This window comes from Shinella sp. HZN7 (assembly GCF_001652565.1).
Classification (GTDB): domain Bacteria; phylum Pseudomonadota; class Alphaproteobacteria; order Rhizobiales; family Rhizobiaceae; genus Shinella; species Shinella granuli.
Genome location: NZ_CP015739.1, coordinates 73104 through 99146, shown reverse-complemented (window position 1 = coordinate 99146; position 26043 = coordinate 73104). Strand labels below are relative to the sequence as shown.

22 protein-coding genes are annotated in these 26043 nt (G+C 65.5%); 9 read left to right on the top strand and 13 right to left on the bottom strand.

Annotation, left to right across the window (positions count from 1 at the left end):
- The first annotated feature begins 10 nt into the window (after positions 1-10).
- Entirely contained in the window at positions 11-2197 is a 2187-nt protein-coding gene (locus shn_RS27660) for a polysaccharide biosynthesis tyrosine autokinase (protein WP_064333759.1), read from the top strand.
- A gap of 12 nt (positions 2198-2209) precedes the next feature.
- Positions 2210-3466: a polysaccharide biosynthesis/export family protein gene (locus shn_RS27655; protein WP_064333758.1), complete on the top strand. Its 1257-nt coding sequence runs from the start codon at positions 2210-2212 to the stop codon at positions 3464-3466.
- A 104-nt stretch (positions 3467-3570) separates the two neighbouring features.
- On the opposite strand, the gene shn_RS27650 is transcribed toward shn_RS27655, so the two are convergent.
- The 4 genes from shn_RS27650 to shn_RS27635 form a co-directional block, all read right to left on the bottom strand.
- The gene (locus shn_RS27650) at positions 3571-4242 is read right to left on the bottom strand and encodes a class I SAM-dependent methyltransferase (RefSeq protein WP_064333757.1); all 672 of its coding nucleotides are present in this window, start codon (positions 4240-4242) and stop codon (positions 3571-3573) included.
- A gap of 166 nt (positions 4243-4408) precedes the next feature.
- Positions 4409-5380, bottom strand: a complete 972-nt coding sequence (locus shn_RS27645; RefSeq protein WP_064333756.1) for a glycosyltransferase family 2 protein — start codon at positions 5378-5380, stop codon at positions 4409-4411.
- Positions 5381-5383: 3 nt separating this feature from the next.
- The gene (locus shn_RS27640; RefSeq protein ID WP_084438594.1) at positions 5384-6913 is read right to left on the bottom strand and encodes an oligosaccharide flippase family protein; all 1530 of its coding nucleotides are present in this window, start codon (positions 6911-6913) and stop codon (positions 5384-5386) included.
- 102 nt (positions 6914-7015) lie between these two features.
- A complete protein-coding gene (locus shn_RS27635; RefSeq protein WP_064333754.1) occupies positions 7016-8230 on the bottom strand; it encodes a polysaccharide pyruvyl transferase family protein in 1215 nt (404 codons plus the stop codon).
- 199 nt (positions 8231-8429) lie between these two features.
- On the opposite strand from shn_RS27635, the gene shn_RS27630 reads away from it, so the two are divergent.
- The gene (locus shn_RS27630) at positions 8430-9620 is read left to right on the top strand and encodes a glycosyltransferase family 4 protein (protein ID WP_064333753.1); all 1191 of its coding nucleotides are present in this window, start codon (positions 8430-8432) and stop codon (positions 9618-9620) included.
- A 44-nt stretch (positions 9621-9664) separates the two neighbouring features.
- A complete protein-coding gene (locus shn_RS27625) occupies positions 9665-11008 on the top strand; it encodes a DUF4038 domain-containing protein (protein WP_168168983.1) in 1344 nt (447 codons plus the stop codon).
- 12 nt (positions 11009-11020) lie between these two features.
- Here shn_RS27625 and shn_RS36600 read toward each other — a convergent pair whose 3' ends face one another.
- The 4 genes from shn_RS36600 to shn_RS27610 all read right to left on the bottom strand — a co-directional run bounded on the left by shn_RS36600 (position 11021) and on the right by shn_RS27610 (position 14703).
- A complete protein-coding gene (locus shn_RS36600; protein WP_168168982.1) occupies positions 11021-11191 on the bottom strand; it encodes a hypothetical protein in 171 nt (56 codons plus the stop codon).
- 433 nt (positions 11192-11624) lie between these two features.
- Positions 11625-12128 (bottom strand): HPP family protein, encoded by a 504-nt coding sequence (locus shn_RS27620; RefSeq protein ID WP_064333751.1) that lies wholly within the window; start codon positions 12126-12128, stop codon positions 11625-11627.
- 71 nt (positions 12129-12199) lie between these two features.
- The gene (locus tag shn_RS27615) at positions 12200-13405 is read right to left on the bottom strand and encodes an NAD-dependent formate dehydrogenase (RefSeq protein ID WP_064333750.1); all 1206 of its coding nucleotides are present in this window, start codon (positions 13403-13405) and stop codon (positions 12200-12202) included.
- Between the two features lie 299 nt (positions 13406-13704).
- Positions 13705-14703 (bottom strand): LysR family transcriptional regulator, encoded by a 999-nt coding sequence (locus tag shn_RS27610; RefSeq protein WP_064333749.1) that lies wholly within the window; start codon positions 14701-14703, stop codon positions 13705-13707.
- Positions 14704-14944: 241 nt separating this feature from the next.
- Between shn_RS27610 and shn_RS27605 the strand changes: the two genes are divergently transcribed.
- A complete protein-coding gene (locus tag shn_RS27605; RefSeq protein WP_064334026.1) occupies positions 14945-15394 on the top strand; it encodes an NUDIX domain-containing protein in 450 nt (149 codons plus the stop codon).
- 27 nt (positions 15395-15421) lie between these two features.
- A complete protein-coding gene (locus shn_RS27600) occupies positions 15422-16633 on the top strand; it encodes a DUF2325 domain-containing protein (RefSeq protein ID WP_064333748.1) in 1212 nt (403 codons plus the stop codon).
- Positions 16634-16644: 11 nt separating this feature from the next.
- Here shn_RS27600 and shn_RS27595 read toward each other — a convergent pair whose 3' ends face one another.
- From shn_RS27595 to shn_RS27585, 3 genes are read right to left on the bottom strand one after another with little or no spacing between them, the layout of a single operon-like run.
- Positions 16645-17679: an XdhC family protein gene (locus shn_RS27595; RefSeq protein WP_064333747.1), complete on the bottom strand. Its 1035-nt coding sequence runs from the start codon at positions 17677-17679 to the stop codon at positions 16645-16647.
- Between the two features lie 15 nt (positions 17680-17694).
- Positions 17695-20457, bottom strand: a complete 2763-nt coding sequence (locus shn_RS27590; RefSeq protein WP_064333746.1) for a molybdopterin cofactor-binding domain-containing protein — start codon at positions 20455-20457, stop codon at positions 17695-17697.
- Positions 20454-21275: an FAD binding domain-containing protein gene (locus shn_RS27585; RefSeq protein WP_064334025.1), complete on the bottom strand. Its 822-nt coding sequence runs from the start codon at positions 21273-21275 to the stop codon at positions 20454-20456. The genes shn_RS27590 and shn_RS27585 overlap by 4 nt, the downstream gene beginning before the upstream one ends.
- Before the next feature lie 129 nt (positions 21276-21404).
- Here shn_RS27585 and shn_RS27580 point away from each other — a divergent pair, with 129 nt between their 5' ends.
- Both shn_RS27580 and shn_RS36595 read left to right on the top strand, forming a co-directional pair.
- Positions 21405-22403: a LysR family transcriptional regulator gene (locus shn_RS27580; protein ID WP_084438590.1), complete on the top strand. Its 999-nt coding sequence runs from the start codon at positions 21405-21407 to the stop codon at positions 22401-22403.
- A gap of 282 nt (positions 22404-22685) precedes the next feature.
- Positions 22686-22832 (top strand): hypothetical protein, encoded by a 147-nt coding sequence (locus shn_RS36595; RefSeq protein ID WP_168168981.1) that lies wholly within the window; start codon positions 22686-22688, stop codon positions 22830-22832.
- 48 nt (positions 22833-22880) lie between these two features.
- Here shn_RS36595 and shn_RS27575 read toward each other — a convergent pair whose 3' ends face one another.
- Entirely contained in the window at positions 22881-24092 is a 1212-nt protein-coding gene (locus shn_RS27575) for an IS256 family transposase (RefSeq protein ID WP_064332381.1), read from the bottom strand.
- Positions 24093-24111: 19 nt separating this feature from the next.
- Between shn_RS27575 and glp the strand changes: the two genes are divergently transcribed.
- Positions 24112-25347 (top strand): gephyrin-like molybdotransferase Glp, encoded by a 1236-nt coding sequence (gene glp / locus shn_RS27570; protein WP_064333745.1) that lies wholly within the window; start codon positions 24112-24114, stop codon positions 25345-25347.
- 85 nt (positions 25348-25432) lie between these two features.
- On the opposite strand, the gene shn_RS27565 is transcribed toward glp, so the two are convergent.
- Positions 25433-26008 (bottom strand): DUF2478 domain-containing protein, encoded by a 576-nt coding sequence (locus shn_RS27565; protein ID WP_084438586.1) that lies wholly within the window; start codon positions 26006-26008, stop codon positions 25433-25435.
- Positions 26009-26043: the final 35 nt, after the last annotated feature.

The following is a 26043-nucleotide window of genomic DNA, read 5'->3' as shown; positions in this document are numbered from 1 at the left end:
GAATAGTGTCATGATCGTGTCGGGGAACCCTGGCGTCTCCGAGGAACTCGCCGTTTCTCGGGCGGTATCGCTTGTCTTGCAGCGCAAATGGCTGATCCTCGCCTTCCTGGCGGCCGGCATGTTCGGCTCGACGGTCGGTTACCTGGACCAGCCTCCGCGCTACTTCGCCGAGGCGGTGCTGGCGCTGGACGTGCGCAAGTTCCAGGCGCTGCCCACAGAATCCGTCGTCTCGCCCCTGCCGCAGGAAAGCCCGGCACTGCGCACCGAAATCGACATCATCAGTTCGAGGTCCATGGGAGAAAAGGTCCTGACGCAGCTCCGGGCGGCCGGCGTCGATGTCGCCAAGGGTCTGGGCCTGACAGGGGAGACCGGCGCCGGCTCCTCGGCGGCAACGACCGCCGAGCCGAGATTCCACCCGGCCATCGACGATCGCATTCTGGTCGATCACTTGCTCTCCGGCGTGCGCGTCGCCAACGACGGCCGGTCCTATACGATCTACATTTCGTTCAGCGGTGCGAACCCGGAATTTCCCGCCATTGTCGCCAATGCCTATGCGGAGGCCTATATCGATTATCAGGTCGACGTGCAGACGACCGCGACGCGGCATGTCAGCGACTGGCTGGGCACCCGTCTGGTGAGCCTGCGCAGCGAGCTCGAACGATCCGAACATGCGGCCACCGAGTTCCGCGAAAAATCCGGCATCGTCAAGTCGGGCGGCACGACCCTGCTTTCGCAGCAGATCGCCGGGCTGAACACGGAGCTGGCGAAGCTGAGGGCGCAGGTCGCAGGCGCGAGCGCCCGGCTGGAGACCGCGCTCGACGTTTCCAAGACAGAAAGCGGCCTCACTCTGTCGGAGGTCCTGAACTCACCGGCGATCCAGCAACTGCGCACCGAGGAGTCGCGCCTCAAGCGCTCGCTCGCGACGATCAGCGAGAGCGGTGCGGTCAAGAACCCGCAGATCCCCGAGCTGAAGTCCCAGCTCGAGACGATCCAGGCGCAGATCGCGGTGGAGGTGGACCAGATCGTCGAGAGCCTGCGCAACGAGATCGAGGTCTCCAAGCGTCAGCAGGCCGGCCTCATAGCGAGCCTCAAGCAGATGCAGACCGAAATGTCCATCGCGAACGAGGCGATCGTCCAGGCCGACCAGCTCGATCGCGAGGCGAGCGCGAACCGCGCGATCTACGAGAGCTATCTTGCCCGCTACAAGCAGACGATCGAGCAGGACGGCATCGCGATGGCGGAGGCGCGGATCATCTCCAAGGCGATGCCGCCATCCTCGCGGGCAGGCCCCGATGCTGCGACCTGGCTGCTCGCCGGGATCGTCTTCGGCCTCGCCGGCGGGCTGCTCGCCGCCGTGCTTCTGGAGCTGCGCTCCGTCTTCCTGCGCCGGTCGACCGCCTATGAGGAACATGCCGGCGTGCCGATCGTCGGGCGCATTCCCGAGCTTTCGCAGCACCAGCGGACCGGCATCGCCAAGCTGATCTGCCAGGGGCATGCGCCCTTCGCCCATGCGGTGGCCGACCTGCAGGGGCGCCTGCGGCTCTCCGCCCGCGCCGGCAACGCCCTGACGGTTTCGGTGACGTCGGCCGGCCCTCGTGAGGGAAAGACCTTCATCGCCTCCTGTCTCGCCCGGTCGCTGGCGGCGACGGGCCTGCGAACCGTCCTGCTCGACGCGAACCTGCTGGCCCCGGCGGTGGCGCGGGAGTTTTCCATCCAGCCCGGGCGCACGCTCGTCGATCTCGTTGCCGCACGCGATGGCATTTCGCTTGACGACGTCCTGCGCCACGACGGCGGATCGGGCATCGATCTCGTCTGTGCCGACGTGGCGGAAGGCCCGGCCGAACACGTTCTCGGCCACGAGTCCTTCGCCCGGCTGCTTGGTACGCTCAAGCAGACCTACGACGCGGTGGTCATCGATTCCGTCCCGGTGGGGAGCGGGTCGGGGGCGCTGCTCGTGTCGGCGCTGGTCGATGCGACCATCTTTGTCATCCCTGCCGGCAGCGACCTCCTGCAGGCGATGAGCGGCCTGCGCAAGGCCGCAGCGGCCGGTATCGTCGTGGACGGTCTGGTCATCAACGAGGCTTCGCGCGGCACATTGAAACGCCGGGCGAGCCCGACCAAGGATCTCCAGGCCGCGAATGAAGGCAGAAAACGAACCGATGCGGCCATCGACATGCCGTCGATTGCCGGAATGTGAGGCTTGAAACAGATGCTGAAAGCGCAAGAGGCCATTCCCACTGCCGCCGGCCGTCGACGAGGCACTATCCGCCTGGCCGCGGTCCTCGGCGCCCTGCTGCTTGCCGTTTCGAGCGGTCCGGACAAGGCGGCCGGCGCCGAATATCCGGTGGGAAGCGGCGACGTGCTGCGCATCACCGTCTATGGCGATACCGGGTTGAGCGGCTCCTTTCCGGTCGGCGCGGACGGCACGATCGGCTACCCGCTGCTCGGCAATCTCCCCGTGGGGGGCAAGAGCATCGAGCAGGTCCGCGCGATCATCGACGACGGGCTGAAGGTGCATATCGCCAATCTCTCCGTCGCGGTGGTGGTGGAGAACTACGCACCCGTCTACATCGTCGGCGAGGTGCAGAAGCCCGGCAAATACGAATTTCACCCCGGCATGATCGCGCTTGAACTGTTCGCGCTCGGCGGAGGACAGAAGGAGGCGCTTGCGGAGGGCGAAAGCGGTTCCGCGCGCCTTACCGGCCTCCGGCAGGAATATGCCGATCTGGGCGTGCAGCTTCTCGGCCAGGACGTGAAGCGGGCGCGCCTCGAGGCGGAACTCAACGGGCGGCCTTTCACCTATGTGGCGAACGACGACATCGGAACGCCCGATGCCCGCGTCGTCCAGCAGGTGGTCGAGGCCGAGCGCACGCTGTTCGAGATGCGGCGCACCTCGCTCGATGCAGAATTGAGCAGCCTGGAGCGGCAGCGGGTTGGTTATGTCGAGGAGATCGACACGCTGGAAAAGAGCGGCAAGCTGCGCGATGGCGAGCTTGCGCTGCTCAACGAGGACGTCAAAGTGGCGAGCGCCATGGTGGAGCGCGGCCTCACCTCGAAAACCCAGCTTCGCGAGAAACAGCGGGAAATATCCGCCACCAACCGCGACGCCCTGGAGTTCGGCTCGTTCCTCGCGCGGGCGCGCCAGAACCTGACGCTGATCGACGGTCGCTTGGTATCGCTGCGCGGGCAGCGCCGCGGCGAGGCGGCAGCCGAGCTGCGCGAGGTGAACATCGACATCCTGCGCCTGCGCCGGAAGATAGCCTACAACATCCAGTCCATGGCGGAGGCAGGCATCGCCCTGCAGAAGAAGGATGGCAGCCGGCAAGCTGCCTTCCGCTTCTCCGCCATCCGGATGCTCGACGGCAAGTACCAGGAAGTCGAGGTCGGCCAGACCGACCCGGTGCTGGCGGGCGACATCCTTCGCGTGAGCATCATCCTGGACGAGGCGAACATCGCCCGCCGATGAGCCGGGCGCGAAACCGTTTCACACATTTGCTGGAAATTATTCCGGAGGCGGGAGCGAACCCTGGCTCGTCGCCCCGGAACGCCTGTCAATGGTGAGCGACACGCTCAAGGCCTGTAGCCGACGGCCCTCACCTGGCTGATCCCCGTCATGAGCCGTCCGTAGACGGTGCAGATGCGGTTCATTGCCCTCTTGCCAACGATGGGGCCAACAACCCACCAGTAGCGCGGCCAGCGGTGGTGGATTGGCGACGCGCTGATTTCCGTAAAACCGGCGCGCTTCAGCAGATTGCCGAGATTGCTGGGCGACCATGTGAACAGATGGAAGTTCGGGTCGTCCTCGCGGTAGCGCATCTTGAAGGTTTCGCTCGGAGTCACGAGCACGATCCGCCCACCTGCGCGAAGCCTGGTGAACATCAACCGCACCATGGCGAGCGGGTCGTCGACATGTTCGAGTGCATGATGGGAAATGATGACGTCGGCCCAGCCTTCCTCTATCTTCTCTATACTGTCGAAAACCTGGATGCCGTTCTTGCGCGCCGCCGCCGCGGCAGCCTCGTTGATCTCGACGCCGACCCTCTCCCTGACATCGAGGCCGGAGAGTATGTAGCCGCCGCCGCATCCAAAATCGATCACGCGATCCGACGGGCCGACAAACTTCTCGAACTTCAGGCGATCGAAATAGGCCGCGTAGCGCTGGTGCGCGAACGTCTTGTCGAAATAGGACGTGTCATAATAGGCGTTCTTTTCGGAAACGGCGGCTGCGTCGGAAACGGTCATGTTCTCCCCCGTAAGGCAAGGCCGGACAGACTGAGCGCCCGTACCCGACACTATAGGAAACCGTTCCGACGGTGTTAACGCGACTGTATGGGGTAGAACCTCCACCGAACGTATAGGAGGCTTACGCCCTGTCGCGAGAGCATCGGCAGGTCGTTCCCGTCAACCACTAGCGCAGCGCCCTGGCAAGGAGCGAGCGGACGCGCGGCATCATATCGCGACGCCGCAGGAGATAGCCGAGGGGCGGCACGAGCGCCGTGAAGGGCGACAGCCGGAAGGCGACGTTCAGCAATCGCAAGGCCTCCGCATTTCCCTGCAGGGCATGGGACACGGCCGACCAGTAGGCGCGCTGGGCGATACCGCGCCGGGCGCGCTTGCGCAGCGCCTCGGCCCCGTCCAGCCATCGACCCTCATGGTGGAAGAAGCTCTCCGCCGCCGCCGCCGTGTGCAGGACATGCAGGCTTTGATGCGTCCACAGGTCTGTCGAACGGTTTGCGGCGTGGGTGCGGATTCCGGCCTGCACGCAATCGAGCGCGGCGACGGGACCGTGCATGGCAAGCCGCAGCCACACTTCGTAGTCGTCGCTGTGCGGAAGGGAGGTCCGGTAGTGGCCGGTGCGCTGCTGGACGCTGGTGCGCACGAGAATGGATGGGCCTGGTATCTGGAAGACGCCGAGATCGCAGAAACGCTCGATGAAGGTGCGGCCGGACATTAGCTCCACCGTCGGGAAAGCAGGCTGCGCCGCGACCTCGGGCAACGGCGCGTCGTCGCAGATCGCGACAGCATGTCCGTAGCAGAAGGCGATCGCCCGGTCTTTCTCCATGACCGCGGTTGCCCGCCGGAGTGCGCCCGGCACGAGAAAGTCATCCGCAAAGAGGAGAAGAAAATAGTCGGCGCGCGCCCAGTCTATGCCGGCGTTGAAGGAGGCGTGGGGACCAAGATTTTCCGGGCGAAGCAGCAGTTCCACCCGCGGGTCCGCAGCCGCAAGGCGCCGGGCGATCGCCACGCTGTCGTCCGTCGAGGCGTTGTCGACGATGAGGACGCGCACGGCGGCGGCTTCCTGAGACAGCGCGCTCGTCACGCAGGCTTCGAGATACCGGCCGTAATTGTAGTTGGGAATGACGACATCGACGCTCGCCATGACCTAGGCCCCTGCGGCGAGGAGCCGCCGCAGCCGTTCGATGCGGCTGCGGCCAAGGCGCAGCCCGATCTGTATTTCGGCAAGGAAGGGATGGCGCGTGAGGTGCAGCCCGGCGAGCCAGCCGATCGCGGCAAGGATGGTGGCCGCAGCAAAGGACAGGAGGTCCGACTGCGGCTGCTCGTTGGAGATGACAAGCGCCAAGGGGCCTGCAAGGGCAAAGGCGGTGACGATGGCGCTCGGCGCAAACGCCGCAACGAGGGCGCGCAGGGAAAAGGGGATATGGCGGCGTACGAAGAAGAAGCCCACCGCCGTCTGGACCGGAAGCGCGATGAACTGGCTGAGCGCCATGGCGATCACCCCGTAGAGGCTGGCGGTGCAAAGGATGGACGCCGCAAAGACGCGGGAAACCAGGCTGGCGAGGAAGGCGTCGCGGTTCTGGCCAAGTGCCAGGAGAAGCGGTCCCGTGACGATCGCCGGCGCCCAGAAGACGGCGGAAAGGCCGAGGATCCGCACGACGGGAATGGCCTCTTCCCACTGGTGGCCGAGCACGATCCGCACGATCTGCGGAGCAAGAAGGCAAACCATGATGGCGGCCGGCCAGTAGAGCACCGAAAGATAGGCCAGCACGCGAAGATAGGTTTTCTCGATGTCGTATCCCTCGCGGATGCTGTTCGCCAGCGCCGGGAAGGCCATGCTGTAGAAGGCGGACATGATGATGCGGTCCGGCACGCCGCAAAGGGCGTTCGAGCGGTTGTAGAGCGCGACGGCGGTCATGGAGGTGAGCCGGCCGAGGATCAGTTGCGGCACGGCTTCCTGGATACGCTCCACCACCAGCGCCGCCCCCTTGAAGGCGCCGAAGGCAAGGACCTCCCGCCAGCGCGAGAGGCCCGGGCGAAAGAATTCCCGCGTCGGCACGGGAGAAAGCATGACGGAGAGGCCCGCGAGCATCATCGCGCCCGCCAGCAAGCCCCAGGCAAAGCTGATCGGACCGAAGCCGAGGACGGCAAGAAGGATGGTCGTCAGCCCGTTGACGAGCGACACCGCAGTGCGGATCGCCGCAAGCGCGCCAAAGCTCATGTTCCTGCGCAGGATGGCGATGACGGGCTGGGCGACGGCCTCCGTGAAACCCGCGACGGCGGCGAGCAGCAGGAAGAAGGAAAGGTCGGGCGTGCCATAGAAGCCGGCGATGAGGCCGGAGGCGAGACCGAGACCGAGGGCGACGGCGGCGCTGCACAGCACCTGCAGCGTCAGGGACGTGCCCACGGCCTCCCGGTCGACGGCATGGCGCTGGATGAGGAACTCCGCCGTGACGAATTCACGCGTCGAGAAGGCGACCACCGCGATGGCCAGCCCCGTGACGGCCTCGCCGATCTCGCCGGGGGTGAGCAGTCGCGCCACGGTCGCAAGGACCGCGAAATTGATGAGCAGGGCGAGATATTGCTCCAGCGATGCCATGATATAGGCGCGGCGAACCATGCGGGTCACACTTTCCGGCGCCGGCGGGCCGGCGGCGCTGCGTTTTCGGAACTGCATCTCATGTCGGTTCACTCCACAATCACGGGGCAACGTACGCCCGCCGCCGGCGCACACCACCTGTCCGTTTAGCCTGGGCCCTCCCCTTCAAGGCGTACGGTGTCAGGCGCACCGCTCCTTCAATATGCCCGACAGCAGAAGCTCTCCCTGCCGGGCGAGCTCGCGACGGATCGCGGCGTTGTGCTGCTCGATCTCCTTGCGGGCGCCATCGAGGTCCGCGAGCGCCGTGCGCACCTGCCCGATCAGGACCTCGACGTCGAAATCCTCGATATGCTGGCAGAAGGCAGCGCGGCCGAACGTCGCCATCAGTTCGTCGTTCTTCTGCGCATATCCGAGCGAAAAGGCCGGCCGACCGGTTTTCAGGGCGCAGAGCAGGTTGTGGTAGCGCGAGACGATGGCGATATCGACCTTCTTGAGCTCTTCCATCACCTGGTCCAGCGAGGTTGTGCGCGCCACCGACACGAAGGCGTGGCTCGCGCCCGCAGGGCGTGGTGCAAGCCCCTGGAAGATATCGTCCAGGGCCGTTTCGTCCGCCTTGTCCCCCATGAAGAGATGAACCCTCCGGCCATCCTCGAGAAGCCGGCCGATGACCGCCGAAAGCTTGTTTATATAGGTGCGGTAGATCGCGTCCCCATCGGCCTGCCCGCGTTTCCAGCCGCGATAGTGCATGACCCCGACGCCGATGGCGGCATGCGGCGGCCGGCGGTCCACGACGGGGTCTTGGGTCGGGGCACGCAATCCGAAGGCAAGATCGGGAAAGCGAAGATCGCGGGACACATCGACGCCGAGATCCTTCACGTAACGGAGCGAGAAGTCGTCGCGGTAGGACCGGTATTCGGCCATCTGCACGGCCGCCTTCAGGAAGCGGCGGCTGAGCGCGTTGTGGATCGGTCCCGCGCCGATGCTGACAAAGGCGATGCGGATGCCGCGCAAACGGGCGGCAAGGCACCACCAGAAGAGGATGAAGGGCCAGCCGAACGGCGCCTCCTGGAAATCGTCGAGGATGCCCGTGCCGGGAATGACAAGGACCTCCGTCCCGGCAAGCGCCTGGAAAATGGCGATCATGCTGCCGATCCGGGAGGGTACGCGCCAGAAGCCGGCGCCGGGCGATCGTACAGACCGGCCCGTTGACGGCTTCTTCCCGCGGATGCTGACGACATCGAGCGCGAAGTCGTCGCGGACTTTTGCCGGATTGGAGCAGATGCACAACAGCCTCGCCTCGGGCCGCGCCTGGCGCAGGAAGCGCACCATGGCTTCCAGCGAGCCGTCATTGCCGGAGTTTCCGGAGCCGAACTGTCCCAGCAGGCCGATCTTCATCCGTAGGTCCCATCCGGAGCGTGATAGCGGCGGGATTATTGCGCCCGGGCGGAGAGCGGAAAACGCCCCCCTTCGACCCACAGCCTCATCCGGAAGGGGTAGATCGGCAGAGGGCTGTCGCGAAGGAGGGCTGTGACGGTACGAACGGGCGGATTCCAATGCCTCCCCGTGCAGCGACAAAGGATGCAGGGGGTTGACCATGAAGCTTGCCTATTTCGTCCTCCCGCATCTCGGCGGCACCTACACCGTGTTCACGCAGCTTCGCAGGGGGCTTGCGCCCTACGATATAGAACTCCGCTGGCTCGGGCTCCGCCACGGGACCGGCGGCGTCGACCCCACGCTTTCGGACGCGGCGGCCCTGGGCGCCGGGATCGATGCGGCCGCCCTTCCCGACGACCGGGAAACGGCCCGCCGCCTCGCCGACGCCATCGTGGCGGAAGGCTTCGATGGTGTCGTCGTCAATGTTCTCAGCGACCGCGTCCAGACCAACATCGTGCGTTACCTGCCGCCCGAGATCCTGCGCTTCATGGTCGTGCACAACATCACGCCCGGCACCTATGCCGCGGCCTGCGCCATCGCGCCGCATGTGCACGCGACCATCTGCGTTTGCCGCCGCGCCCGGGATGATCTCGTCGACCGTCACGGCTTTCCCGCCGGCCGCACCCATGTCATTCCGAACGCCGTTTCGCTGAAGGATTTTCCTTTGCAGGATCGCACGTTACGGTTTGAGGGCCTTCGCCTGCTGTTTCTCGGCCGGATCGAGGATGCGTCGAAGGGCGTCCTGTGGCTGCCGGAGATTTTCGCGCGGTCGCCCGGCACGGCGCGGCTGACGATCGTCGGCGATGGTCCGGACCTGCCCCGCCTCCGGGCGGCCCTGCCCGCCTCGGCGCGGATCGATTTCCTGGGCGCCGTCGGCATCCAGGCGGTGCCAGCGCTGATGGCACGCCATGATGTCCTCCTCATGCCGTCGCGCTACGAAGGGTTGCCCATGGCCCTGGTGGAGGCCATGGCCGCGGGCTGCGTGCCGATCGCTTCCGCCCTTCGCGGCGTCACGGACATGGTCGTCGACGACGGGTATGACGGCCTTCTGTTTCCTGTCGGCGACAGGAGGAAGGCCGCCGACCTCGTCCATGCGCTCGATGGCGATCGTCCGCGCCTCGCGCACCTGTCCGCCGGCGCCCGGCGCAAGGTGGCGCGGAATTTTACCGTGGAGCGCATGGCGATGCGCTATGCCGAGGCGCTGCGCAAGACCGCCTTGAATCCCCCACCGATCGCCCCGTCGCTGCCCATCGAGAACTGGTCGCTGCCCTCGGGTCTGCGCCCCGGCTTGCGGACCTACCTCCCCGGCCCGGTGAAGAACTGGCTGCGCCTGGTTCGCGAGCGGCTGTGACCTGTCGCTTGCGGCCTATGTCGATCCCTTCGAAAGGAACCGCCATGCATGTCCTCCGCCTCGCCCTCTGCGTCTGCCTGCTGGCCAGCCTGTCGCTTCCGGGAGATGCGGCCGGTGCGGAGAATGCGCGGTTTCCCCTGCGCATCGCACCTGACGGCCTCCATCTTGAGGACCAGGCGGGACAACCGTTTCTCATCACGGGAGATTCGGCCTGGTCGATGATCGCGGACCTCTCGGCATCGGAGGCGCAGTCCTACGTCGCCGACCGCAAGGCGCGGGGGTTCAACACCCTCCTGGTCTCGCTGATCGAGCACGAATTCGCCCGGAACGCACCCGCCAATATCGACGGCGTCGCACCCTTTCTCGAACCGGGCAATTTCACGAAGCCGAACGATCCCTATTTCGCGGCGGCCGAGCGCATGCTTGATATCGCGCTCAAGGCGGACATGCTGGTGCTTCTGGCGCCGGCCTATCTCGGCGCCAATGGCGGCCCGCAGGGCTGGTATGGCGAAGTGGCCGCGGCCGGCCCCGAGGCGCTGCAGGCCTATGGCCGCTATGTCGGCAAGCGTTTCGCCCGCTATCCGAACGTCATCTGGGTCCAGGGCGGCGACTATGATCCACCCGAAAAGCGCCTTGTGGAGGCCCTGGCCGCGGGGATCGAGGCGGGAAATCCCGGCGTCCTGCAGACGGTGCACGGGGATCGCGATTCCGCAACCAACCTCTACTGGAAGAACGCAGGCTGGCTGAAGCTCGATACCGTCTACACCTATGGCGACGTGGCCGCGGCGGCTCTGGCGCGCCACCGCTCCGGTCCGCGCCGGCCCTTCTTCCTCATCGAATCGCGCTACGAAAACGAACACGGCGTCGGCGCATCGGAAATCCGCAAGATCGCCTATGGCGCGTTGCTGTCGGGGGCGAGCGGCCAGGTCTACGGCAACAATCCCGTGTGGCATTTCGGCGGCCCCGGCCTTTACGACGCCCCAGTGGGCTGGGAGCAGGCGCTCGCAAGCGAAGGCGCGCAAAGCATCGGCCATCTCGCACGGTTTTTCGAACGTCTCGACTGGTGGAGGCTGCGGCCCGCCGACCCGACATTCGCCGTCAGGGCCACGGGACTGCCCACGGCGACCGCGATCTCGGCCCTTGCGGATGACGGATCCTTCGCCGTCGTCTATCTCTATGATGCGCTTTCCGTGGAGATCGATGCGCACGGGCTTGCGGCTGCGGACCCGGCCTTCGAATGGTACGATCCGTCCACCGGCGCGCTCAGCCGATCCGGCCCGCTGGACAGAAATGCCGGCATCCACCGGCTGCAGGCCCCGTCCACGCAGAACGCTTCGGGCTCCAGCGACTGGCTTCTTCTCGTGCGGGGCGGCGCTTCGCGCCGCTAATGTCCACCGGCCTCACTGGCCGGCGATGCCCATTTCGATTTCGCTGTCGCTCCAGCCTTCGCGCCGATAGCGGAGAAAGAGATCCGCAAGCGTGGCGGCGCTCTTGTCGGTCTTGTCGAGAGCCGCGTCGACCGCGCGCCGCGCGGGTGTGGATGCGATCTTTCGTTCCTTCACTTTTTCCATGAGAAAGCCCCTTCCGGAAAGGATGGTTGCGCCATGGCCGGCCGAACAGCCGCGCCAGGGCGGGAGAGACCCGGAGGACGAGGACACAGGGCGCCTCGGGGTCTCCCCCAACCGTGGCCGGCAAGGATGGGAATCGGGGGCTGCCGGCACGGTTCTGCCCGGCCGATGCTTCCGGCAGAGGGCCAGGTCACGGACCATGCTGCATCGTAAAACTCTCTTCCGCCGAGGCAACGTGGCTGAAAGGTCTAGGCCCTAGCCAAATGGTTTACGCCGGAGGGTTTCCCGGTATCGCCGAAGGCGAATCCGGCGTTTGCTACCGCCGATACCGTTGCCAAGTAGGGTCATCTGCGTGGTGGTGATGGCCGTCGTCGATTTTGCATGGATGGCGGCGGGCCTTCGTCCACACGCGCGATGGTCTCACGCCTGGCACCTTTCATGCAGGATAGACGCGCTTCGAAACGAACCGGTGATAGAGCCAGGCAAGAAGAACAAGGGCTCCGGTTCCCCCGGCGATCGGCAGAAGCAGGAAAGACCAGCCTGCGCCGGCAAGGATGACAACCAAGGGATTGCCCCCGGCCGGCGGATGAAGCGTACCGGTGAACTGCATGAGCGCAATGGCAAGACCGACGCCGAGCCCCATGGCGACGACACCATTGCCGAGGAACGTCAGGACAAGCAGGCCGACAAGCGCGGAGATCAGGTGGCCACCGATGACGTTCCGCGGCCGTGCAAGCGGGCTTTGCGGCAAGGCGAAGAGAAGAACGCAGCTTGCTCCAAATGGTGCGATCAAGAGAACCTGGCCCAGATTCTCCGTCAGCACGGCAAGCAACCAGATTGCGAACGCGCCACCGAGGCCTGACGCGAGGGCGGGAATCGCACTCCTCCTGATATGGAGGAGAAGCGCCTGCGTCCCGGAAACGGGCCTGACGGCTTCCATACCTGGCGACATGTGCTCGCCTCCTCAGGAAAATCGGCCCGCGCATGTCCGTCTTGCGCGGGCCGGGCCGATCAATTGGCCTTCTTGAACTTGACCGCCTCTTCGGAGCCACCGGTCGCATTGCCCTTCGAATAGGAATGCGCGCCGACACCGGCCAGGGCTCCGCCCTGCGCGATCAGATATTCGTTGCGGATCGGCCGACCCTCGAAGAAGCATTCGAGGATTTCGCGCGTGCCGGCCGCATAACGGGCCTGCGCCGAGAGCGAGGTGCCCGAGATATGCGGTGTCATGGCGTTGTTCGGGGCCGTTCGCCAGGGATGATCCTTGGGCGCCGGCTGCGGGAACCAGACATCGCCGCCGTACCCGGCCAGGTGGCCGCTCTCCAGCGCGCGCGCAACGGCGTCCCGGTCGCAGAGCTTGCCGCGTGCGGTGTTGACGAGATAGGCGCCGCGCTTGAAGAGCTTCAGCGTCTCCGCGTTGATCATGTTCTCCGTCTCGGGATGCAGCGGGCAATTCAGCGTCACGATATCGCAGGCCGGATACATGTCTTCCCGCGTCTCGTGCCAGATCAGGCCCAGTTCCAGCTCGACCTCGCGCGGCAGGCGGTGGCGGTCGGTATAGTGGAGATGCATGCCGAACGGCTTCAGCCGGCGCAGAACCGCAAGACCGATACGGCCGGCAGCCACCGTGCCGACATGCATGCCTTCGATGTCGTAGGAGCGGGCGACGCAATCGGCGATGTTCCAGCCACCGTTCACCGCCCAGGCATGCGACGGCGTATAGTTGCGCACGAGGTTGAGGGCGGTCATCACCACATGCTCGGCCACGCTGATGGAATTGCAGAACGTGACTTCCGCGACGGTGATGCCGCGGTCGATGGCGGCCTGCAGGTCGACGTGGTCCGAACCGATGCCGGCCGTGAGCGCCAACTTCAGCTTCGGCGCCTTGGCGATGCGTTCGGCCGTCAGATAGGCGGGCCAGAAGGGCTGGGAGATCACGACGTCCGCATCGGCCAGTTCCCTCTCGAACCGGGAATCCGGCCCGTCCTTGTCGGAGGTAACGATGAAGGTATGACCGTTCGATTCCAGATAGTTGCGCAGACCAAGCTCGCCGGACACGCAACCCAGCAGGCTTCCCGGAACGAAGTCGATCGCCTTCGGTGTCGGCAGGGTCTGCCCGTCGGCATAGCGTTCGATGACCGGCAGGGAATCACGCGCATAGCCGGTCGGATAACCGTCGATCGGATCATCGTAAAGGACGCACACTACTTTGGCCATGACATTTCCTTTCTGAACTTGAGACAACCAGAGACCCTCCCGTACGCGTGCCGCGTACGGGTCAAAGGCCTGCTCGGTACGATCAGGCACGCCGGCCGGTGACCGGCGAGATGCGGGGTTCCTCCTGGAGGCCTCGGGTTAAGAGGTATCTCTTTGACACAGGCATCTTGCATGGCAGCCGATGCGACATCCAATGGATGTTTTTTACGAATCCATAGGCGATGCCGATGAAGTTGCAGCGCAGCAACAAGCAACTTCAATGCCGGTCAGAAAATTTGCCCGCACCTGGCGATCGGCCGTCATCGGCCCTCCCCGACGACACCCAGCTTTCGACCCTGCCGGCCGTGTTCATGCATCGCGGCGTCCCGCAAGGGTCCAGCGCCTCCGCCGAAGGCACGATCGAAATGCCCTTCGATATCGGCGCGCTCCACACAGTCCTGGAGCGCCAGGACCATCGGCGATTGCGGCAGACGGTCGGCGAGCACGAGGCCGATCGCCTGATGGTGAACCGGATCGACCATGTCGAGAAGGACCAGGTCGTCCGCACGGCCGAAGACGAAGCCGAAGGTGTGGGGCACGATCGCGCACCACAATCCGCGGCGCAGATGCGAAGCAACGCCGAGAAAGGAGTTGCTGACCACCTTCGGACGAAGCTCCACTCCCGCGCCTGCGGCAATCCCGTTGAGGATACGCCTGTTCTGCATATCGTCGGACAACAGGCACAGCGGCTGCGTCACCGCCTCCGCCCAGCGCACGGTCTGCGCCTTCGCCAGGGGATGGTCGGACCGGCATGCGAAAACGTAGCGCTCCCGGTAGAGCGGAAAGCGCCGGACATTGTCGAGCGGTTCGTTGTCGAGATAGGTCAGGCCGCCATCGATCTCGAAGGTCTCCAGCGATTTCTCGATCGCCCGTGACGACATCGAGCGGATCTCGATCTGGACCAGCGGATTGCGATCTTCGAACTGCTCGGTGACGAAGGAGACCGATGGCATGGCCGCAGGGATAACGCCGAGCCGCAACGTGCCGGTCAGCCCGCCCTTCTTCTTGCCCCTGAGGTCATCGTGCAGGCTTTCGTAGTCGGCAAGGATCTGCCTCCCCCAGCGCAGGACCTTTTCGCCTTCGGCGGTCAGCGAAAGGAAGCGGTGACCCCGGACGATCAGGGAAAGGTTCAAATCCCCCTCGAGCTTTCGAATGGCCTGCGACAGCGTCGGCTGCGTGACGCTGCACAGCTCCGCCGCCCGCCCGAAATGCTGCTCTTCGGCGAGCGTCACGAAAAACTTCAGATGCCTGATCAGCATTAACGCGTCCCGTATCGTTTCTCGCGTCATCGATCGGAGAGCCGAACGGACTTTCCGCCCGGTCGCGGCCGCCAGCCTCAAGCGGCTGGGCTCAGCGCCGCACGCCACCGCATCGATATCGCTCTTTTCAAATCGTTATATTTCATGAAATATAACGATTAGTGGATTTGCCATCGAAGCGAAAGCGCCTTTGGGCGGCATCCGGCGCGGCAACAACGATTTGAAGGGTCATCGGATCATCATGCAGGAAGAAATCCGGATCGCGGTCGCGCTCATCATCCGAGAAAACGGCGACACGCTTCTCGTGCGCAAGCGCGGCGGGCCGCAATTCATGCAGGCCGGCGGCAGGATCGCGGGCACCGAAACGCCGAAGGCGACGCTTGCCCGGAGATTGCGCGAGGAACTGAGCCTCGACATTCCGCCGGCGCGCATGGCGCCCTTCGGCTGTTTCGAAGCGGAGGCGGCCGACGAAACGGACCACCTCCTCGTCGCCTATGTATTCAGGGTCCAGCTCGAAGACGAGATCATCGCGCCGACCTGCGAGATCGACGAAGCGAGGTGGATGCCGATCCACGACGCGCCGACACTGCCGCTCGCCCCGCTCACACGCAACCACATCCTCACCCTGTACTGGCAGATGCAGTTCGGAACGGATCTGCCCCATCAGCAAGGCCGAGAAGCCGCGGCCTGAGCGCCCCCTGCCAAGATCGGAACATCCATGCCGAGCCTGCCCCGCCTGACATCTCCACAACCAGGCCCTTCGGGTGTTTTCCTGCCCCTGCAAGCGCCTGCGGCGAAAGCCGGCTCGCAGCGCCTGCGGACGTGGGACATCCCCACGACGTTCCACTGCTCGATCATCGGCACATGCCTGACCGCCGGCGAACTCCGCCAGATTCTCGTCAAGGCCGGACAGGAGGACGCACGCACCGCGACGGACCATGCCCTGCACGGGCGCGGCGTGCGTCTTGCCGGCCAGCGCGACCACGCGGCAAAGCTGCTCAACAAGGCGCTCGACAAGCGCCACGAAAGCGCCATCAAGCGCATTCCCCGCCAGGCGGACGAGGCGGCGTTGCGCAGCATCTGGCGGGAATCCTTCGACCGTGGCGACATCGCCGGCCCCTACTGGGCGCTGATGAGCCATCCGGGCAGCCCGCAGGCGCTGATCCGCGACATCTTCGGCGAGGTGCATATGCTTTCGCACCTTGTCGGCAGCGCGAGCCGCCTCGACATCGCCCGCCTGACACGGCTGGAAAAGGACCTCGCGCTTGCGCATGAGAAGAGCGAACGCCAGGAGCAGCGGCTGAGGGCGGCCGCCGACGAGCGTGTCGCCTTGCAGCAGCGCATCCGGCAGCTAGAGGAAAAGCTGGTACAGGCCCAAGCATCCGCCGCCGCTTCTCGCCGGGCATCCCCCGCAACCGGCGCGACGGACCGCGTCGAAACCGGGTCAAACCGCGCCAATACCTTCGCCGAACAGCTCGCCGCGGCCGAGGAGACCATTGGCGGCCTGCAGCGCGCCCTCGACCATTCGCAGGATCTCAGCCATGCCCTGCTTCGGGAAAACGAGGCCCTTGAGGCGATGCTTGCCGAAAGGACGAGGAGCGGGGAGAGGCAGGACGCCGTCGCGATGCCCGGACCTGTTCTCTATGTCGGCGGCCGGCGCAATCTGTTCGATCATCTGCGCGCCTGCGCGGAAAACCGAAGGGTCGATCTGCTCCTTCACGACGGCGGCATGGAAGACAGCACGACGCTCCTGCCCGCCCTCGTCGGTCAGGCGGCGACGGTTCTTTTTCCGGTCGACCACATCAGCCACACGGCTGTGGGCCTCGTGAAGCGCCTGTGCCGGGAACAGGGCAAGTCGTATCTGCCGCTTCGCTCGGCCGGCCTTGCCAGCTTCCTCGCCGCGATCACCGGCGCCTACGGCAGACTGTAAACGGGCCGCCGTCAAAGGGTGACTGTGCCGTCGCGAGAAAGACAACCGACCGGCAAGGGTTGGTTGGCGGGCTCCCAGAGCGGCAACGCAGATGCTTCGCTGCCATCCGTCAACAGGCCGGCTCCGGCTGTTGCACCCACATTCGCCTGCATGATCTCCGCCAGGATGGAGAGAGCGATGGAGGATGCGCTCTTGCCGCTCTCGAACAGGCCGGCCGGCCCGCGGATCCGGCCCAGCTTCTCCTTTTCCACACCGAAGCGCGCCAGGATATCGAGCCGGCGCTGATGGGTCTTCCGGCTGCCCATGGCGCCGACATAGAAGGCGTCCGTCTCGAGGATGAGCGGCAGCAGGTTCGTTTCCCATTCGTGGTCATGGAACATCACCGCAACCGCCGTATGGCGATCCGCATGGATCACCGGCAGGCTCGCCGCGCTCGGAATCGGCACCACCTCCACGCCCGGCGTCTTCAGCACCTCTTCCCGCGTTTCCCTGTCCGGCGAATAGAGCACGACCTCGAAACCGGTGAGCAGGCCGAGCCTAGAGAGTTGAACGGCCGAAGGCCCGATGCCGGCGATGATGAGGCGCGTGCGCGGCGCGTAGATGCGGGTCAATGTCTCGGTCTCGTCGCCCGCAAGCGAAGGCACATGCATCATGGCCGGCAGACGGCGGTGCAGGCGGGAATCGATCGCAACCAGGTCCTCATCCGCGATGCCGACATCGAAAACGAGTTCGATCGCACTGCCGCAGGGAAGCTGGATATCGAAATATTTCGAGCCGCGGCCGTAGCGCACGCGCCGGCTCTCCCCGTCCTGGATGGCGGCGATGGCCTCGGTGACCACGGCCCGCTCGATGCAGCCGCCGGAGAGATAGCCCGTCCAGCGTCCCGTCTCCGAAACCGCCATCTGCGCGCCCAGCGGACGTGGCGAGGATCCCTCGATCTGCACCAGCGTGACGATCGCGATCCGCTCGCCGCGACGCTTTCGATCGATGGCAAAGTCGATGACGTAATCGTCGAACTGATCCCACGATCCGGCTGGCATCTTCATCGCGTGCTCCTCTTCTCAGGCAGGTTCATGAACATCGGCCGGCATCGATACCGACGCGGGCCGCACCTCCATCGCCAGCTTGTAAAGCATGTCGGCCTTGAAGGGCGTCGCGTAGAGGCGGACCCCGATCGCATCCCGAATGGCATTGCCGAGCGCCGCGGCGACCGGATTGTACGGGCTCTCGCTCATCGATTTCGCGCCAAGCGGTCCGATCCGGTCGTAAGTGTCGGCGAAGAAGACCTCGGTGCGCGGAATATCGGCGAAGGCGGGGATGTGATAGCCCCGGAAGGTCGGGTTCGTGACCCGCCCCTCGCCGTCGATCTTGAGATCCTCGTAGAGTGCGGCGCCGATCGCCTGGGCGACCCCGCCTTCCACCTGGCCACGGCACTGCATCGGGTTCATCACCGTGCCTGCATCGGCGGCATGGACGGAGCGCAGGATGCGGATCTCGCCGTAACGGCGATGGACGGCAACCTCGAAACCCTGGACATTGAAGGCGACGGAGCGCGGCGTGCCGCCGCTGCGACCCTGCCCCGAGAGCTTTACCCCCGCCAGGGCCGCTGCCTGCGCAAGCTTCGCAAGCGGGATGCTTCGGCCCGCGGCAATCACGACGCCCTCGCCGAGCCTGCACGCCGATCGCCGGGTGTCGGCGAAGGATGCCGCAAAATCGAGGAGCATGCCGGCAAGGTCCTCCGCCGCCTCCCGTGTCGCCGAGCCGGCGACGACCGTCCCGGTGCTGCCGAAGGCGCCCGTGTCATGCGAGATGTGGTCGGTGTCCGACTGCTTGATGCGCACATGGGAAAGCGTCGTGCCGAGTAGCGAGGCGACGATCTGCCCATGCACGGTCGTCGTGCCGTTGCCGAACTCGGCCGTGCCGGTCTTCAGCTCGTAGGTGCCGTCCGACAAAAGCGTGACCCGGCTTTCGGCCCGGTGGCCGCGCGGCGGGATCGTGTCGATCATGCCGGCGGCGATGCCGCGGCCGATCAGCCAGTCGTCGGAGAGATCGGGATGCGGCCCCTTGCACAGGGCGGCTTCCACCCTGTCAAGGCACTGGTCGAGCCCGTAGCTGCCATATTCAACGTCATGCGGGCCGTCGTCCGCCGCGGTCATCGGGTCGCCCGGCACGACGACGTTGATCCGGCGGAACGCGATCGGGTCCATGCCGATCTGCCGGGCTACCTCGTCCATCGCCGATTCGATCGCGAAATTGCTCTGGCTCAGCCCATAGCCGCGAAAGGCACCGCTCGGCATTTCGTTGGTGTAGACGGCAACGGAATCGACCTTCTTGTTGGGGCAGCGGTAAAGCGCGATGCATTCTCCCGAGCCGTGGTACATGACACCCGGTCCGTGATTGCCATAAGCGCCCGTATTGGAGAGCATGCGCATCGAAATGGCCGTCAGGCGGCCGTCCTTCTTCGCGCCGACCTTCACCGTGATCTTCATCGGATGCCGGCTGGTGGAGGCGGAAAACTGTTCCGTACGCGTATATTCGAGCTTCACCGGGCGCCCGGTCTTGAAAACGGCGAGCGCCACGATGTCCTCGGTGATCATCTCCTGCTTGCCGCCGAAACCGCCGCCGACGCGCTCGGCGAAGACCCGGATCTTATCCTGCGGCAGGTCGAAGAGGGCACACAGCGCGTCGCGCGTCAGGAACGGCACCTGCGTGCTGGTGCGCATGTTGAGTCGCCCGTCGCCGTCGAGCCAGCCGATGGCGCCATGGGTTTCGAGATGGGCGTGCTGCACGCGCTGGATATGGTAGGTGCCCTCGTGGATGGCGTCCGCCTCGGCAAAACCCGTCTCGACATCGCCAAGATGCCCATGCAGTTCGGCGACGATATTGCGCTGCGGATTGGCGATGCGGGACGAGAGGGGCTTGTCATGCACGACATGCGCACCGGGCTTCAGGGCGTCCTCCGGATCGAAGACAGCGGGCAGCAGTTCATATTCGACCGCAATCAGCTTGCAGCCGGCCTCGGCGATCCCCTCGCTTTCCGCAATGACGGCTGCAACCCGCTGGCCGATATGGCGAACGATCGGATCGAGCACCAGCGTGTCGTCGGGGTCGTCCGTATACATCTCGTGGCGCGCGGTGGAAAAATAGCGATCCGGCGCATCCTCGTGGGTCAGCACCGCGACGACGCCCGGCAGCGCAAGCGCGGCGCGCGCATCGATGGAAACGATGCGGGCGGACGGATGCGGCGCACGCAGGATCTTCATATGGGTGAGGCCGGCCAGGTCACCGACGGGCGCGACATCCATCGTATAACGCACACGGCCGGTCACGACGCCAGGCCCCGCAGGGGCCGCGAGATTGCGGCCGCACGCCTCGCCTGCGCCGACGCGCTCGACATGCTTCACGCCTTCGATGGCATCCGCAATCGCCCGGTAGCCGGTGCAACGGCACAGGTTGCCCTTGAGCGCGGCCGGCAGGTCACGGCGCTGGGCCTGGTCGAGCGCCGCCGCCGTCATGATTGCGCCGGCCGTGCAGAAGCCGCACTGGAAACCCTGCGCGTCGAGAAAGGACTGCTGCACCGGATGCAGGTCGTCCGGCGATCCGAGCCCCTCGATCGTCGTCACCTCCAGGCCTTCGGCACGAAATGCCGGCACCAGGCAGCTATGCACCGGCCGGCCGTCGAGGTGGACGGTGCAGGCACCGCAGTCGCCCGCGTCGCACCCCTTCTTGACCCCGAAACAGCCGAGGTCGCGCAGGAAGGTGCGCAGGCACTGGCCCGGACGGGGCGTGGCCTCGTGCTCCGCACCGTTTACGAGATAGGTCATGGCCGCCCTCCGAGTTCGAGCCGGATCTCTTCCGCGAAGACATGCGTCATGTGCCGGCGCCAGTCGGGCAAGCCGTGGATGTCGTCGTAGTAGAGCGCCTCGGGAATTTCGGCTTCCAGGCGGCGCGCGAGCTCCCTCTCGCCCGGAAGAGCGGTAAAAGCGAGCCGGACCGGGCGCCGCGTCGACGCCGTTACCGTGAGGACGAATTCCCCCCGGTTCACAAGCGTTCCGATGAGAAGCACGCCGGAACGGCCGAGCGGCGTGAGGCTCGCGCGGCGAAAGGCCGTGCGGCGCGCCAGCGCTTGCCAGGGCAGGCTGATGCTGCGCAGGATCTCGCCCGGCCGCAGGTCGTTGCTGAGCGGCCCCTTCACGAAATCGACCACCGGAAGCCTTCGCTCGGAACCATCCGGCGACCAGATGGTGCAGACGCCGTCGAGCGCCGCCGTCAGCGAGATCATCGGACCAGCCGGCAGCGACATGCAGAGATTGCCGCCGACCGTCGCCATGTTCCAGATCTTGAAGGAGGCGAGGAACGAGCGGCAGCACGTTCCGATCAGCCGTGCCGCCGGCCAGGCGACCGGCGGTTCGAAGGCATCGAGCGTCGCCACCTTGCATGTCGCTGCAATCGAGAGGCCCGCATCGCTGGCAACAAGGGGCTGCCAGCCGAGATCGGAAAGGTCGACCAGCCGGGAGAGCTTCGGCTGCGGCTCGGAAAACAGCCAGGTCCCGCCGCCGAGCCAGGCATCGCCCTCGCAAAACGGCCAGAGTTCGGCGCGCTCGCGCGGCCTCCTGACGGCGGTGATGGTGTTGATGTCCAAGGCGGCAGCTCCGGTGCGAATGGCGGCGTCCCGTGCCGCGCCATCACTGTCGCGCATCGCAACTGATCTTGCCATTTCCAATTCAAGAGCAGATTGTTGCCGGAAAGGCATCAATGGAATGCATCGCCCATGCGCGCTCCGAAGGAAAAAACCACCCGTCCGTCACCGCCGCGCGAGCGCGCGCTGTCGCCTGCCCTGCTCGCCCGCATGTTCCACCAGCCCGCGATGATCTACTTCCAGACCGTCGCGGAGCTGCTCTCCGTTCGCGAATGCGCCCGCCGGCTCAACGTCGCGTCGTCCGCGGTCTCGCGCCAGATCGCCCAGCTCGAGGATGCGCTCGGCATGGCGCTCTTCCAGCGCGAGGGGCGTGGATTGCGGCTGACGGCGGCCGGCGAAATTCTCTTCCGTCATGTGCGCCGCGTTGCTTCGCCGCTGGAGGCGGCCGTCTCGGAGCTGGACATGCTGCGCGGGCTGAAGACCGGATCGGTGCGCATCGCCACGGTGGAGAGCGTCGGCCTTTCCTTCCTGCCGCCCCTCCTGATCGCGTTCTCGCAACGCTATCCGACGCTCCATCTCAGTGTCGAGGTCACGTCGTCGGCCGACGTCGTCACCCGCCTCGTCGACGAGACCGTGGATGTCGGCTTCGGCTTCGTCACGGTGCCGCCGCGCGAGATCGAAATGGCCGTCCGGCGCGACGTTCGCGTCGGTGCCCTGATGCGGCCGGACCATGCCCTGGCAAGCCGCCAGAAGCTGACCCTTGCCGACTGTTTCGTGCACCCTGTCGCGATCGGGACCCGCGAGCTGTCCATCCGGCGCGCCATCCAGTCGACCCTCGACGCATCTGCATCCGTGCCGCCGCCGCTTCTGGAGGTGGGCTCCATCCGTATGCTGGTCGAGCTGGCGCAGGCCGGGCATCATGTTTCGATCATGACCCCGATCGGCGCGCACACCGAAATCAGCAGCGGGGCTCTGGTGTTCCGCCCACTCGACGATCCCGGGCTTTCCACCAACCGGTTCGGCCTGATGGTGCGCGCCCGCGCCGGTCTGCATTTTGCACCGGCCGTCTTCTACGATCATGCAAAGGAGCACTTCCGGAGCCTGGAACTGCCCGGAACGGTGCTCGCTTGAAGGAGGCGCCCCCCGCGCGACGAAGGGATAGAGGGAAGCGCGGCAGCAAGGCATTCCTGCGGTCCGTCGCGTGCGCGTGCAGTTTGCTGCGATACGGCGGCGACGCAAGTGGTGCCGGTGCGTGATCGGCCTATCGGTTCCAGCGACGCCTCGTTATATTCGACCGAAGCCAACGATAGCGGCGCGCGCGGAGCCACCATTTCGAGGACGACCGCCGCCGTTGCGGACTGACGTGGAACCGGAATGAACTGTTCATTGCAGGCTGCCGGAATGTGAGGGTGCATGGGTATCGAGAAGCCGTTCGGGAAAAGTGCCATTACCGTCGAGGAAGCACGCGGAATGATCACCTCCGCGATACGCCCGGTCGCGGTGGAGACCATCGGCCTGCAAGAGGCATTGGGTCGGGTTTCGGCCGCCGCGGTCAGATAGCGTCCGTCAAGATGGTGTAATTTCGGGTGTGGCCCCGGGCTGTCATGATCAGGCGGCTCTGGGTGTAATCTGAAGTGTGGTTTCCTCCTCGATTGTTGGTGGATTTATCTCGGCCATCGCCTCGACCTGCATGTATCGGCTGAGGAGTTGCCATTCGTCGTTGGCTTCGAGCAGGACCGCGCCGATGAGGCGGACGATGCTGTCCTCGTTGGGGAAGATGCCGACGACATCGGCGCGACGCTTCACTTCCTTGTTCAGCCGCTCCAGCGGGTTGGTGGAATGCAATTTGGTACGGTGCTGCGCCGGGAAGGCCATGTAGGCCAACACATCGGCCTCGGCATTGTCCATGAAGGTGCCGAGCTTGGGCCATCTGGCGCGGAGTTGGTCGGCGACATGCCGCCATGTCTGCACGGCGCTGTCGTGGTCGGGCTGGATGAAAGCCTGCCGGATCGCGGCGGCGACCATGGTGTGCTGGCCCTTGGGAACGTAGGCAAGCGCGTTGCGCATCGCATGAACGCGGCACCTCTGCCATGTCGCGCTGAGGATGCGGGTGATGGCGGCCTTCAGCCCCTCATGAGCGTCGGAGATGACCAGCTTGACGCCGGTGAGACCCCGGCGCACCAGATCGCGCAGGAAGCTCGTCCAGAACGGCTCGGCTTCGGAAGGGCCGATGTGCAGGCCGACGATCTCCCTCTTTCCGTCCGTATTGACGGCCACCGCGATTATCGCCGCCACCGAGACGATGCGCCCGCCCTCGCGCACCTTCAGATAGGTCGCGTCGAGCCAGAGATAAGGCCAGTCGCCCGAAAGCGGGCGCTTGAGGAAGGCGTTCACCCGCTCATCGATGTCCTTGCAGAGCTTGGAAACGGAGGATTTGGAAATCCCCGTCATGCCCATCGCCTGCACCAGCTCATCGACCTTGCGCGTCGAAACGCCGTTGATCCATGCCTCCTGGATCACGGCCACCAGTGCCTTCTCCACCATCTTCCTCGGCTCCAGAAAGCCGGGGAAATAGGCCCCTTGCCGCATCTTCGGTATCTTCAGGTTCAGCGTGCCGAGCCGGGTGTCGAGCGAGCGGTCGCGGTAGCCGTTGCGCCAGGTCTGGCGGCCATCGCCCCGCTCATAGCGGCCAGCGCCGATCAGGCCGTCCACGTCGGCCTCCATGATCAGTTGCAGCACGCTTTCGGCAATGGCCCGCAGAAAATCGCTGTCGCCACTCTTCGCGGCAAGCTCGGCAAGGGGTAATCTATCGTCGGTCATCGGAGTTCCTTTCGGCAGGTTGAAGTCGAACAACTCCACCTTATCCGACAGGCCCGGTGACCACCCGGCGCTCGGCAAAAGCGGCAGCGCATTCTCCACCGCAATTTCCACTCAATGCGCCCCCGAAATTACACCACGAACGTGGACGCTACCCGCGGTCAAGGCACTGACGACGTCGCCGCCCTTCGACGTGTCCGCAATGGATGGTTATGCCGTCCGGGCTGGCGACGTCCCTGCCAGCGGCATTGCGCTTCCCCTCGCGGGCGCGTCGAAAGCGGGACTTGCCGCCGTGCCGACGCTCAGTCACGGAACATGCATGCGTATCTTCACCGGCGCGCCTGTTCCAGCCGGCGCCGATGCGATCGTCATTCAGGAGGACGTGGAGAGCGACGGGGAGCGTATCGTCTTTCGCACCGCCGCCCAACGGGGCCTCTTCATCCGCAAGGCCGGTTTGAACTTTGCCGAAGGAGCCGAGGTCGTCGCGGCCGGGCGCGTGCTGACGGCGCGCGACATCGGATTGCTTGCCGCCTCCGGTCACGACAGCATCCTCGTCCACCGCCGGCCGAGGGTCGCGGTGCTTTCGACCGGCGATGAACTGGTGGCAAGCGGGACCGGCATCGGTCCGGGCCGGATCTTCGACGCGAACCGCCCGGCACTCCTTGCGCTCGTCCGGGCATGGGGTGGCGAGGCATCGGACCTGGGCATTGCCGGCGATGACGACGCCGCGATCACAGCCGCCCTTCAGGGCTTGGATGCGGATCTCCTGCTGATCACCGGCGGCGCCTCCGTCGGCGACCACGACAGGGTGCGGCCGACACTTCAGGCACTCGGCCTGAGCTTCGAATTCTGGAAGATCCGCATGCGCCCCGGCAAGCCGCTGATGTTCGGCACGCTCGGCGACATGCCGGTGCTGGGACTACCCGGCAATTCGGTATCGGCCCTGGTCTGTGCCGTGCTTTTCCTCAAACCCGCCATCGGCGCGCTGGCGGGCCACGACGCTTCCGGCCCGCGGTTCGAGAATGCTCGTCTTGTTTCCCCAATCGGCAAGACGGGAGAGCGGGACGATTATTTGCGAGCAACGGTCTCCCTTGATGATGGTGCGCTCTTAGTCGAAGCGTTCTCCGAGCAAGACAGTTCGATGCTGGCCGTGCTCGCATCCGCCAATGCGCTCCTGTTTCGGCCGGCGGGGGCTGCGCCAGCCGTGGCGGGTGAAACCGTCAAGGTCGTCAGGCTTGACACGCTCCCCGGTTTCTAGAGCAGTTCCAGCAAAAGTGCGAAGCGGTTTTGCGTCCAGAATTGCGTCAAAATAATCCAAGTGGCATGACCAAGGGGCCATCGCCTCAGCGCGGACGAGGTGCCACGAGACGCGCCGCCCGCCACCAGCCGTCGATCGCTTCGGCATCCGGCTGCAGCCCGATCGCCGACGGCGCCCACGCGTTCCAGGCCTCCATATGCCTGGGCGAAACGGTCGTCAGCAAAGGCATGCCAGCCTGCACGGCGAATGTGAACGCATCCCAAAGGCCCTGCCGCATCGCTTCCAGCTTGCCGAACTTGCTGAGCACCAGGACGTCGGCGGAAGCGATACCAGCCATCAACACGCTGCAGACTTCCTCCACGCCGCGGGCGTCGAGGTGGCACGAGGTGGCGGCAGGCGGTGCATCCAGATGGATCGAAAACCGACGGCCGGTCGCGATGTCGCGCAAATGGCCCGCGCTGCACGCGCCTTCCCCTTCGTAGCCTTCTGCGAGCACCCCTGCAACGCGGGCACCCTCATCGCGCCACCGTGTCACGGCGTCCGCAAGCAGCACCTGCGGATGATGCGCATCGTGACTGGAGATAACGGCGATATTGCTTTGTATTGTCATGATGGCGTTATAGCGCACAAGTTCGCCTTTGGCTTGGTCGGCAATCAGCAATCGCGGGACTGCCGAGCCTGTTTCTCCGAAGATCG